This is a genomic window from Cereibacter johrii (assembly GCF_001720585.1).
In the GTDB taxonomy this organism is placed as follows: domain Bacteria; phylum Pseudomonadota; class Alphaproteobacteria; order Rhodobacterales; family Rhodobacteraceae; genus Cereibacter_A; species Cereibacter_A johrii.
Window position 1 is genome coordinate 1 of the sequence record NZ_MABH01000105.1, and the last position, 11,503, is coordinate 11,503.

The following is an 11,503-nucleotide window of genomic DNA, read 5'->3' on the forward strand; positions in this document are numbered from 1 at the left end:
CCGGGGCCATCGCCGCGCCTTGCGCCTCTGCGGGCGCCTGGATCGTGGCGGGGTCCGGCGGCACGGCCGCCCGCTCGCTCCAGGCCCAGTAGCCGATCCCGCCGGCTGCCGCCGCTCCCCCGGCTGCAAGCGCCATCCAGGCGCCCGGTCCCATCCTGCCAAACAGGGGCATCGTCCATCCGCTCCCGGCGCGCCTAGCGGCGCCTGACTTGTCTCGGTTACAGGAACACGGATATCAAGACCGGACGCAAGCCCTTATCCACAGGTAGATCATGTCCCAGCTCCGTTCCGTCTGCGTCTTCTGCGGCTCCCGAGCGGGGCTCAACCCTGCCTTTGCCCGTGATGCGCGTGAAGTTGGGCGGACGCTCGCCCGTGAGGGGTGGCGGCTCGTCTACGGCGCCGGGGACGTGGGCCTGATGGGCGAGGTGGCGCGCGCGGCGCTCGCCGAGGGCGGGCAGACGATGGGCGTGATCCCCACCCATCTTCTCGCCCGCGAGCAGGGCCGGCGCGATCTGGGCCAGATGGTCGTCACCGAGAACATGCACGAGCGCAAGAAGGTCATGTTCATGAACTCCGACGCGATCGTGGTGCTGCCGGGCGGCGCGGGCTCGCTCGACGAGTTCTTCGAGGTTCTGACCTGGCGGCAGATCGGTCTGCACGAGAAGCCGATCTTCCTTCTCGACACGGACGGCTACTGGAAGCCGCTCGTGGCGCTGATGGAGGCGGTGATTGCGCAAGGGTTCGCCGAAGGGGCGCTGCGCGACTATTACGTCGCCGCACCGGATGTGGCGACGCTCACGAGCCACCTGCGCGCCGCTCTCTGCTGAGGCAGACGGCGCGCGTCCTGTCCGAGAAGATGGGGAGTCCGCGCCGCTTGAGGAGCCGCGGGTGTCCTGGCCGGAGCCTGTGCCGCGTCTTCGGGCGCGGGCGGCATTCCCGGCGGAGAAGCGGAGCGCCCCGAGGGCACTCCGCCGGCCGTGTCAGAGGCGCGAGGCCACGTTTTCCCAGTTCACCAGCTTCTCGAGGAAGTTGGAGAGATAGGCCGGGCGCTTGTTGCGGAAATCGATGTAATAGCTGTGCTCCCAGACGTCGCAGCCCAGCAGCGCGGTCTGGCCGAAGCAGAGCGGGTTCACGCCGTTCTCGGTCTTGGTGACCTTGAGGCCGCCGTCCTGATCCTTCACGAGCCAAGCCCAGCCCGAGCCGAACTGGCCCGCGCCGGCCGCCGCGAAGTCTTCCTTGAACTTCTCGACCGAGCCGAAGCTGTCGACCAGCGCCTTCTCCAGCTCGCCCGGCATCTTCTTCTCGCCCGGCCCCATCATTTCCCAGAACTGCGTGTGGTTCCAGTGCTGGCTGGCGTTGTTGAAGATGCCGTTCTGCGCCACGGCGCCCGACTGGTAGGTGCCCTTGACGATCTCCTCGACCGACTTGCCCTCCCACTCGGTGCCGGCGATCAGCTTGTTGCCATTGTCGACATAGGCCTTGTGGTGGATGTCGTGGTGATATTCCATCGTCTCCTTCGACATGCCGAGCGCGGCCAGCGCGTCGTGGGCATAGGGAAGGTCAGGAAGGGTGAAGGCCATCGGTCTCTCCTTTGCTTTCGCAATCCGTGCGTTCGCGGTCAATAAGAGCGCAGGTGACGGCAAGGTCAAGGGGCCGCGGCGACCCGATGTCGCAGCAAAGGCCCCGCCGTCCCGCCCGGAGCCTCTCGGGCGAGACGGCGGGGCCCGGGTCGGCAGGGGTTGAAAATCCTGCAGCCGCCCGACATCATAAGCGCCGCGGCGGTCCATTGCGCCATGCTTCCGGCTGAGCCGAAATTTTCAGAAACGTTCTTGCAGGACTTCATTTCATGCGCTACCGGCCCGATGTGGATGGCCTCCGCTCGCTCGCGATCCTTCCGATCCTGCTCTTTCACGCGGGTGTGACGCTCTTCTCGGGCGGATATATCGGGGTCGACATCTTCTTCGTGATCTCGGGCTTCCTGATCACGACGATCATTCGCGACGATCTCGCCGCAGGCCGCTTCTCGATCGTGACCTTCTACGAGCGGCGCGCCCGCCGCATCCTGCCCGCGCTGTTCTTCACGCTGGCCCTGACGACGCTGGCGGCGGTGATCCTGTTCCTGCCGGCCCAGCTCATCGATTATGCGAAATCCCTGTTCGGGACCGCCACCTTCACCGCGAACTTCTACTTCTGGAAGAACTCGGGCTATTTCGAGGCCAGCGCGCATCTGCGCCCCCTTCTGCACACCTGGTCGCTGGCGGTCGAGGAGCAGTTCTATCTGGTGGTTCCGGTGGCGATCTGGGCCGTCTGGCGCTTCGTGCGCCGGGCCGAGATGGCGGTGCTTCTGATCGCGCTGATCGCCTCCTTCGCCCTCTCGGTCTACATGACCGAGCGCGGGCCGACCGCGAACTTCTTCCTGCTGCCCACCCGCGCCTGGGAGCTGCTGCTGGGCTCGCTGGTGGCGATCCTGCCCACCCGCGTGGCCCTGCGGGGCATGGCGAACGAGGCGGCGGCGCTCGCGGGCCTCGGGCTCGCGCTGGTGCCGGTGGTGCTTTACACCGATTCGACCCCCTTCCCCGGCGTGGCCGCGCTGCCGCCCTGCCTCGGGACCGCGCTCATGATCTGGACCGGGCGGGCCTCGCCCACGCTGGTCGCGCGCTTCCTGTCGCTGCGGCCTCTGGTGGGGATCGGCAAGATCTCCTACTCGCTCTATCTGGTCCACTGGCCGATCTGCGTCTTCCTCCTTTACACCACGCTCCAGAAGCCCGGTCCTGCGCAGGTGGTGCTGATCGTGGCGCTGAGCTTCGCGCTCGCGCTCGTCTCCTATCGCTGGGTCGAGCAGCCCTTCCGCAACCGCGCCACCCTCGCCGGGCGGCCTGCGCTCTTCGGGGCCTCGCTCGCGGGGCTCGCGGTCTTCGCGGTCGGGGGGCTGGCGCTGGTTCAGAGCGGCGGCCTGCCCGCGCGGCATCCGGGCTGGATTGTCACGGCGCAGGCCGAGACCACCGAGGAGACGCGCAACTCGTGGCACAATGGCACCTGCTTCTTCGAGTCGGACTGGCAGTTCGGCAACTGGGACGCCGAGGCCTGCGAGATCGTGAAGAACGAGGGCAAGCGCGTGCTTCTCTGGGGCGACTCCTATGCCGCCCATTACGCCCCCGGGCTGGAGGCCGAGGCCAAGGCCATCCCGCACCGGATCTGGCAATATACCCAGGCGGGCTGTCCGCCGGTCCTGTCCTACTATTCCTTCGCCCGGCCGAGCTGTCAGGCGTTCAACGGCCATGCGATGGAGCTGATCGACCAGCTCGACATCGACACGGTGGTGCTCTCGGCGCGCTGGGTCGACCTGCGCTCGCGCGGGATCGGCACGCTCGCCGACACGGTGCGGGCGCTCGAGGACCGTGGCCTCGAGGTCCATGTCATCGGCCAGTCGCCGCTCTTCGTGATCGACGTGCCGATCATCTCCTATGCCAAGTCGGCCGGCGCGGACGAGGCGAGCTGGACGGTGGCGCTGGAGCCGCACCTGAACGAGGCGCTGGAAGCGGCGAGCCCGGGGGCGGGCTTCGTCGATCCGGTGGCCGCGCTTTGTGGCGCGGGGCCCTGTCCCTACCGGAGCGAGGGGAAGCTCCTGTTCTACGATGCGGGCCATTTCACCGACTTCGGCAGCCGCCGGGCCGTGGCCACCTACTTCCCGCTGGTCGCCTCGCGGCCGGTGATCGCGAAGTCGCTGTCGAACTGAGGGCTGAAACTAAAAGGGCCAGAGGCGAGGATGCCTCTGGCCTTTTCCTGAGTTCAGAGCCGCGCGTCAGGCCGGGAACAGCTCGCTTCCCGGCTGGGCCGAATGCGCCAGAAGCCCCATGACGTAGGCCGCGACCGAGCGGAAGGCCACGAGGCGGAAGCCGCCCTCCTCGGCCCAGAAGGCCGCCGCCACCTGCGCCACACGGGTGCGGCGCAGCTCGCCCGGCTCGAGCGCCGCCAGATCCACCGGAGCAAGCTTCATCAGCACCTCCGCCGCCCGCTCGCCCTCGATGGCAAAGAGGCAGCGCGCGTCGGAGACATCCGTGACGAGCGCATGCGCCGTTCCGAGCGCCTTGGTGAGCGCCGCGACCCGCGCCGTCACATCCGCATGGGGCAGAAGGATCAGAAGCTCGTCGGGCGACATCCAGCCCACGCGCACCTCACCCGCCGAGACGATGCGGCGCCGCTCGGGCAGCTCCGCCTTCAGCACCTTCTGCAGCGCCTTGGTCAGCGCCGGCAGATCGTGCCGGGCCCGCAGCGTGATCATCCCCATGGGCCCCAGCTCGCGCACGGTCGCGAAGCCCTCGAAGCTGGCGTTCCCCAGCGCGCTGACCGCCTCAGACATCCTGCTTCTCTCCCGCCTTGTCGTAGAACCCCGGATCGACGATCCGCGCCTGCACCACGCCGCCCCAGATCTTCGGGAACTCGATCACCTCGCCCATACGGTCGGTCCCGCGGTGGACGAGGCCCATGGCGATCCCCTTCTTCAGCGTGGGCGACCAGTAGGTCGAGGTCACGCGGCCCTGGGTGTTGCGCTGCCCGTTGGCATTGGAGCCCGCCGCGGGCGCGATGGCGCCGTCGGGCAGGACCGAGCCGTCGAGCGTCTCGAGACCCACGAGCTTCCAGCGGTCGGGACTCGACAGGAAGGTCCGCTCCATGCCGCGCTTGCCGATGAAGTCCGCCTTCTTCTTCGAGATCGCCCAGCCGAGGTTCAGGTCCTGCGGCACCACCGTGCCGTCGGTCTCGTCGCCGATCATGATGAAGCCCTTCTCGGCCCGCATCACATGGAGCGCCTCGGTGCCGTAGGGCATGAGGCCGAACTCGGCGCCCGCCTCGAGGCAGGCCTGCCAGAAGGCCAGACCCTGCCCCGCGGGCACCGCCACCTCGTAGGAGAGCTCGCCCGAGAAGCTGATGCGGAACACCCGCGCGGGAATGCCCGCGATGGTGCCTTCCGCCCAGTGCATGAAGGGCAGCGCCTCCTTCGAGACATCCATGCCGCCGAGCTTCTCCAGCAGCAGGCGCGCGTTGGGGCCGACGATGGCCACCTGCGCGAACTGCTCGGTGAGATTGGCGGTATAGCCCTGCCAGTCCCACCATTCGCACTGGAGCCAGTCCTCCATATGGGCATGGATCCGGTCCGCCCCGCCCGAGGTCGTGTGGCAGAGCCAGCTGTCCTCGGAGAGACGGACCACGACGCCGTCGTCCATCAGGAAGCCGTTCTCGTTGCACATGAGGCCGTAGCGGCAGCGCCCGACCGGCAGGCTCGACATGACGTTGGTGTAGAGCATGTCGAGGAAGCGGCCCGCATCGGGCCCCTTCACGAGGATCTTGCCCAGCGTCGAGGCGTCGAGGAGACCGAGCTTCGTGCGCGCGTTGGTGACCTCGCGGGCCACCGCGTCGCTGTGGCTCTCGCCCGGACGGCTGTAGCAGTAGGGCCTGCGCCAGAGACCCACGGGCTCCCAGTAGGCGCCATGGGCCTCGTGCCAGTCGTGCATGGGCGTGCGGCGCAGCGGCTGGAAGATCTCGCCCCGCGCCTCGCCCACCAGCGCGCCGAGGGTGACGGGCGTATAGGGCGGGCGGAAGGTGGTGGTGCCGACCGCGGGGATCGGCGCATTGAGCGAGCCTGCGAGCACGGCCAGCCCGTTGATGTTGCTGAGCTTGCCCTGATCGGTGGCCATGCCGAGCGTCGTGTAGCGCTTGGTATGTTCGACCGACTCGTAGCCCTCGCGGGCGGCGAGCTGCACATCCGACACTTTCACGTCGTTCTGGTAGTCGAGCCACATCTTCGAGCGCAGCGCGGGCGGGGCGCCCTGCGGCATGATCCAGACCGGCTCGGTCGGCGCCTCCTCGGGGCTCTGCGCCCGGGGCGCCTCGCCCTCGCCGCCCACGGCGCGGATCGCGTCGGCCAGCACATCGGCAGAGAGCAGCTCGCCATTGGCCGAGCCCGCAACCGCCACCATGGCCGAGCCGTCATGGGTGATCGGCGGGCGGGCCGGATCGGGCCGGAAGGCCGCCTGCGCCTCGTCCCAGATCAGCTTGCCGCCGCAGTGGCTCCAGAGATGGACGACCGGCGACCAGCCGCCCGACATGGCGACCGCATCGCAGTCGAAGGAGTCGAGCACCGCCCCCTCGCCCGCCTGCGCACAGACGGTGACGCCCGTCACCCGCTTGCCGCCCTTGACCTTGGCCACCGCGCGATTGGTGAGGACCGGAATGCCGAGGCTGCGCACCTCTTCGGGCAGCGCGCCATTGGCCTCGGCCCGCGCATCGAGCACGGCCGGCACGGTGAGCCCCGCGCGGTGGACGGCGATGGCGGTACGGTAGGCGTCGTCGTTGTTCGTGACGATCACCACCCGGTCGCCGGGCGAAACGGCCCAGTTCACCAGATAGTCGCGCACCGCCGAGGCCAGCATGACGCCCGGAATGTCGTTGCCCGCGAAGGGCAGCGGCCGCTCGATGGCGCCGGTGGCCGTGATGACCTTGCCCGCGCGGATGCGCCAGAGGCGCTTCTTCGGCCGCCCGTCGCCCGGCGTATGGTCGGCCACGCGCTCTTCGGCCAGCACATAGCCGTGGTCGTAGACGCCGGCCGCCATGCAGCGGGTGCGGAGCGTGACATTGGGCGCGGCCTCGAGTGCCGCCACCGTGTCCGCCACCCAGTCGGCCGCCGGGCGCCCGTCGATCAGCACGTCATCGACAGGGGCGCGTCCGCCCCAGTGCGGGGTCTGCTCGAGCAGCATCACCTTCTGCCCCGAGGCCGAGGCGCTCAGCGCCGCCTGAAGGCCCGCGATGCCGCCGCCCACCACGAGAAGGTCGCAGAAGGCATAGGCCTGCTCATAGCGGTCCGCATCGGGCTCTTCCGGCGGCCGTCCGAGGCCCGCCGAGCGGCGGATGACCGGCTCGAACAGGGGTTTCCAGGCGGCGCGCGGCTGCAGGAAGGTCTTGTAGTAGAAGCCTGCGGGCAGGAAGCGCGAGGCCGCCGCATTGACCGCCCCCACGTCGAACTCGAGGCTCGGCCAGTGGTTCTGGCTGGCCGCGGCGAGACCCGCGAAGAGCTCGGTCGTGGTGGTGCGCTGGTTCGGCTCGGACCGGCTGCCGGTGCCGAGCTGGACGAGCGCGTTCGGCTCTTCGGCACCCGCCGCCACGATGCCGCGCGGACGGTGATACTTGAAGCTGCGCCCGACCAGCATCTGGTCGTTGGCGAGAAGCGCCGCGGCCAGCGTATCGCCCGCGAAGCCGCGCATCCGCTTGCCGTTGAAGGTGAAGTCGACGGCCCGGCTGCGGTCGATCAGCCGTCCGCCCCGTGCGAGACGCGTGCTCATTTGTAACCCTCCCATTCCGGACGCCGCGCCTTGATGCGGGCGACGATGTCGGGGGGAGGCTCGGAGGTCTGCGCCGGGTAGGTGCCGAACACCTCGAGCGTCGCGGTGCAGCGCGCGGCGAGGAACCACTTGCCGCAGCCGTAGCTGTGACGCCACCGCTCGAAGTGAACCCCCTTGGGGTTCTTCCGGGCGAACATGTAGGATTCGAAATCCTCGTCCGACGATCCGGGCCCGAAGCGCTTCAGATGCGCCTCATGACCCGGACTGAGTTCGGTCTCCTCGGCCTTCACGCCGCAGTAGGGACATTCGAGGATCAGCATGCGCTTGCGCTCCGGTCTGGCCGGGCGCAGGCGCCCGGGTCATTCGATGGGATAGACGACGCTGGGGCGGTTGTTGGCGTCCGAGGAACCGCCGAAATTGCCCGTGGAGAAGATGCCGGCGAGGGCCAGGGCCACGAGGGCGCCCGAGGCGAAGCCGCCGAGCCGGTAGCGGTGTTTCCAGACAGTCTCGAAATCGCGCTGGCGACGGGCCGCGACCTCTTCACGAGAGGGAATACGCTTCCAGATCCAGGTCGCAGGATCGATCTTGAGTTCCTCGTCGTTGAGGAGCTCGCGCGATTTCTGCACCAGGCGGGAGTCGTTCCAGCGCTTGTCCCAGCCGTATTTCCTGAGGTCGTCCCGAACCCGGGCCTTGATTTGCTCGAAGGACGGGATGTCGTCGATGAATGAGAACATGTCGGCGTCTCCAGAGAGTTGTGCACAGGAGATACCGCATGGAGCACAGGCGTCAAAGCGACACGGTAACGCGGCTGCATCAGTGCGCGACCCCCGCCGCGACCGATTCGTCGATGAAACGGCCCTCGCGGAACCGGTCCATGCCGAATTCCGCGGCAAGCGCGCCGGGTTCGCCCTTGGCCACCAGCTCCGCCATGGCCCAGCCGGAACCCGGGATGGCCTTGAAGCCGCCCGTGCCCCAGCCGCAGTTGATGAAGCAGTTCCCCAGCGGCGTCTTCGACAGGATCGGCGAGCGGTCGCCGGTCATGTCCACGATCCCGCCCCACTGCCGCAGCATCTTGAGGCGCGAGATGATCGGGAAGGTCTCGACCAGCGCGCGCAGCGTCTCCTCGATGTGGTGGAAGCTGCCGCGCTGGGTGAAGTTGTTGAAGCTGTCGGTGCCGCCGCCGATCACCAGCTCGCCCTTGTCGGACTGGCTCATGTAGCCGTGCACCGTGTTGGCCATCACCACCACGTCGATGCAGGGCTTGACCGGCTCCGAGACCAGCGCCTGCAGCGCCACCGCCTCGACCGGCAGCCGGAAGCCCGCCATTTCGGCCACCTGCCCCGAATGCCCCGCCACCACGATGGCGAGCTTCTTCGTGCCGATGAAGCCCTTCGTCGTCTCGACCCCGGTGACGAGGCCGCCCTCGGAGCGCACGCCCTTCACCTCGCACTGCTGGATGATGTCCATGCCCATCGCCGAGCAGGCCCGCGCATAGCCCCAGGCGACCGCATCGTGCCGCGCCGTGCCGCCCCGCTTCTGGAGCAGCGCGCCCAGCACCGGATAGCGCGGCCCGTGGATGTTCATGATCGGCACCAGACGCTTGACCTGCTCGGGGCCGATCCATTCGGTCTCGACGCCCTGCAGCAGGTTCGCATGGACCGTGCGCATGTAGCCGCGCACCTCGTGATGGGTCTGCGCCAGCATGAGGAGCCCGCGCGGGCTGAACATGACGTTGTAGTTCAGATCCTGGCTCAGGGTCTCGTAGAGGCTGCGGGCCTTCTCGTAGATGGCGGCCGACGGATCCTGCAGGTAGTTCGAGCGGATGATCGTCGTGTTGCGCCCGGTGTTGCCGCCGCCGAGCCAGCCCTTCTCGATCACCGCCACATTGGTGATCCCGAAATTCTTCCCGAGATAATAGGCCGTGGCCAGACCGTGGCCGCCGGCGCCGATCACGATCACGTCATAGGACGGCTTGGGCTCGGGCGAGGCCCAGGCGCGCTCCCACCCCGTATGATGGCGCAGCGCCTCGCGGGCGATGGCGAAGACCGAATAGCGTTTCATGTGCCGACTCCCCGTCTCGGGCCTTTAGAGCCTTCTGGAACGGGGACGAGTTATAGCCCCGCGTGCAAGCGGCACAATCCGCACAAATGCGACATCACCGAGTTGCGACATCCGCCTGCGTCCTGATGACGGGATATTGACCCTTTTGCGCATCAGCCAGACCCCTTACATGAAGGCCGTCAGCACGGGGGACTGCATGGAAATGACGCTGTTCTGGATCCTCGCCGGCGTGATCGCGCTCGGTGTCGGGGTGATCCTCGTGCAGGCGCTGTTGCGCGGAGGCCGGGATGCGGCCCCGGCCGCGGCCTATGACATGCAGGTCTATCGCGACCAGTTGCGCGAGGTGGAGCGCGACCTCGCCCGCGGCACGATGAGGCCCGAGGAGGCCGACCGGCTGAAGGCCGAGGTCTCGCGCCGCCTGCTCGAGGCCGACCGTGCGCTGAAGGCGGCCGGCTCGGAAGCGCGGGCCCCCGGCTCGGCCCGGATCGCGGCCGCGGGCGCGATGCTTGTCCTCCTCGGCGGCGCATTCGCGACCTATCTCGATCTCGGCGCGCCCGGCTATCAGGACATGCCGATGTCGGCCCGGCTGGCCCAGGCCGAAACGGCCTATCGCGACCGTCCGAGCCAGGCCGAGGCCGAGGCGCGGATGGCTGAGACGCCCCGCCCCGACGCCCCCGCGCCGGATGCGCAGTTTCTCGACCTGATGGAAAAGCTGCGCGCCGCCGTCGCCCGGAACCCCGAGGACATCCGCGGACAGGAGCTTCTCGCCCGCAACGAGGCCGCGCTCGGCAATTATGCGGCCGCGGCGCGGGCGCAGGCGAAGGTGATCGACCTGTCGCAGCCGAAGGTCACGGCCGAGGATCAGGCGGCCCTGGGCGAACTCATGATCCTCGCCGCCGGCGGCATCGTCTCGCCCGAGGCCGAGGCCCGTCTGACCGAAGCGCTGCGCCTCGATCCGCAGAACGGCACGGCGCGCTATTATTCGGGGATGCTCCTCGCCCAGACCGGACGGCCGGACATGGCCTTCCGCCTCTGGCGCTCGCTTCTCGAAAGCTCGCGCCCGGGCGACCCCTGGGTCGCGCCGCTGCGCGCACAGATCGAGCAGCTGGCCTGGCTTGCCGGCGTGAAATACGCGCTGCCGCCCGCGGCGGCCCCCGAAGGCGAGACCCCGCCCGGCCCTTCCGAAGAGGCCGTGCGGGCGGCCGAGGCGATGACCCCCGAGGCCCGGCAGGAGATGATCCGCGGCATGGTCGAGGGCCTGAACCAGCGGCTCGCGACGGAGGGCGGCACGGCCGAGGAATGGGCGCGCCTGATCGGCGCCCTGGGCGTGCTGGGCGAGACCGACCGTGCCCGCGCCATCTACGGCGAAGCGCTGGACCGGTTCGACGGGCGCGACGCCGAGCTGGCCACGATCCGCGCGGCGGGCGCGCAGGCGGGGGTGGCAGAGTGATCCACGACAGCATCGAGGATTTCCTCGCCAGCCTGCCGCGCACCGGCGCGCTCGCGGGTCTCGACCTCGGCACCAAGACGGTGGGCGTGGCGGTCTCGGACGGGCTCAGGCGGATCGCGACGCCGCTTCTGACCGTGCGGCGCACGAAGTTCACCGAGGATGCGGCCAAGCTCAAGGCCATCGCCGCCGAGCGCAGGCTGGTGGGGATCGTGCTCGGCCTGCCGCGCAACATGGACGGAAGCGAGGGGCCGCGGGCGCAATCGACCCGCGCCTTCGCGCGCAATCTGGTGCAGGTGCTGCCGCTGCCGGTGGGGTTCTGGGACGAGCGCCTGTCCACCGTGGCGGCGGAACGGGCGCTCCTCGAGGCGGATACGTCGCGAAAGCGTCGCGCCGAGGTGATCGATCACGTCGCGGCGGGCTATATCCTGCAGGGCGTGCTGGACCGTCTGGACTGGCTCGGCCGCGAGGGGGGCCCATGAAGGACGATATCTGGAAGCGCGACGAGATCGAGAGCCCCTGCGTGAAGCTCTGCATGATCCATCCCGAGGAGCGGATCTGCGTGGGCTGTCACCGGACGCTCGACGAGATCGCCGGCTGGTCCCGCCTGACGCCCGAGGCGCGCCGTGCGGTGATGGCCGAGCTGCCCGCGCGGGCGCCG

The 11,503-nt window shown here is 69.0% G+C and carries 11 protein-coding genes; 5 read left to right on the forward strand and 6 right to left on the reverse strand.

All coding sequences use genetic code 11. From position 1 onward, the window contains the following. The first annotated feature begins 272 nt into the window (after positions 1-272). Positions 273-827 (forward strand): LOG family protein, encoded by a 555-nt coding sequence (locus A9O63_RS07690; protein ID WP_069331397.1) that lies wholly within the window; start codon positions 273-275, stop codon positions 825-827. A 153-nt stretch (positions 828-980) separates the two neighbouring features. Here A9O63_RS07690 and A9O63_RS07695 read toward each other — a convergent pair whose 3' ends face one another. After that, the gene (locus A9O63_RS07695) at positions 981-1,580 is read right to left on the reverse strand and encodes a superoxide dismutase (protein ID WP_069331398.1); all 600 of its coding nucleotides are present in this window, start codon (positions 1,578-1,580) and stop codon (positions 981-983) included. 266 nt (positions 1,581-1,846) lie between these two features. Between A9O63_RS07695 and A9O63_RS07700 the strand changes: the two genes are divergently transcribed. Next, entirely contained in the window at positions 1,847-3,736 is a 1,890-nt protein-coding gene (locus A9O63_RS07700; RefSeq protein ID WP_069331399.1) for an acyltransferase family protein, read from the forward strand. A 66-nt stretch (positions 3,737-3,802) separates the two neighbouring features. Here the strand turns inward: A9O63_RS07700 and A9O63_RS07705 are convergent, their stop codons facing one another. From A9O63_RS07705 to A9O63_RS07725, 5 genes are all read right to left on the reverse strand, one after another. Next, positions 3,803-4,360: a sarcosine oxidase subunit gamma gene (locus A9O63_RS07705; protein ID WP_069331400.1), complete on the reverse strand. Its 558-nt coding sequence runs from the start codon at positions 4,358-4,360 to the stop codon at positions 3,803-3,805. Continuing rightward, positions 4,353-7,334 carry a sarcosine oxidase subunit alpha family protein gene (locus A9O63_RS07710; RefSeq protein WP_069331401.1) on the reverse strand — a complete coding sequence of 994 codons (2,982 nt, stop codon included), beginning with the start codon at positions 7,332-7,334 and terminating at the stop codon, positions 4,353-4,355. The genes A9O63_RS07705 and A9O63_RS07710 overlap by 8 nt, the downstream gene beginning before the upstream one ends. Next, positions 7,331-7,654: a sarcosine oxidase subunit delta gene (locus A9O63_RS07715; RefSeq protein WP_009562311.1), complete on the reverse strand. Its 324-nt coding sequence runs from the start codon at positions 7,652-7,654 to the stop codon at positions 7,331-7,333. The genes A9O63_RS07710 and A9O63_RS07715 overlap by 4 nt, the downstream gene beginning before the upstream one ends. Before the next feature lie 39 nt (positions 7,655-7,693). After that, positions 7,694-8,068: a hypothetical protein gene (locus tag A9O63_RS07720; RefSeq protein WP_015920448.1), complete on the reverse strand. Its 375-nt coding sequence runs from the start codon at positions 8,066-8,068 to the stop codon at positions 7,694-7,696. 79 nt (positions 8,069-8,147) lie between these two features. Continuing rightward, positions 8,148-9,395 (reverse strand): sarcosine oxidase subunit beta family protein, encoded by a 1,248-nt coding sequence (locus tag A9O63_RS07725; RefSeq protein ID WP_069331402.1) that lies wholly within the window; start codon positions 9,393-9,395, stop codon positions 8,148-8,150. A gap of 196 nt (positions 9,396-9,591) precedes the next feature. Between A9O63_RS07725 and ccmI the strand changes: the two genes are divergently transcribed. From ccmI to A9O63_RS07740, 3 genes are all read left to right on the forward strand, one after another. Further along, on the forward strand, positions 9,592-10,845 hold the full coding sequence (gene ccmI / locus A9O63_RS07730) for a c-type cytochrome biogenesis protein CcmI (RefSeq protein WP_205631828.1): 1,254 nt from the start codon (positions 9,592-9,594) through the stop codon (positions 10,843-10,845). Continuing rightward, the gene (ruvX, locus tag A9O63_RS07735; protein ID WP_069331404.1) at positions 10,842-11,324 is read left to right on the forward strand and encodes a Holliday junction resolvase RuvX; all 483 of its coding nucleotides are present in this window, start codon (positions 10,842-10,844) and stop codon (positions 11,322-11,324) included. The genes ccmI and ruvX overlap by 4 nt, the downstream gene beginning before the upstream one ends. Next, positions 11,321-11,503, forward strand: a 183-nt coding sequence (locus A9O63_RS07740) for a DUF1289 domain-containing protein (protein WP_069331405.1), incomplete at its 3' end; no start/stop codon positions are given. The genes ruvX and A9O63_RS07740, both read left to right, overlap by 4 nt.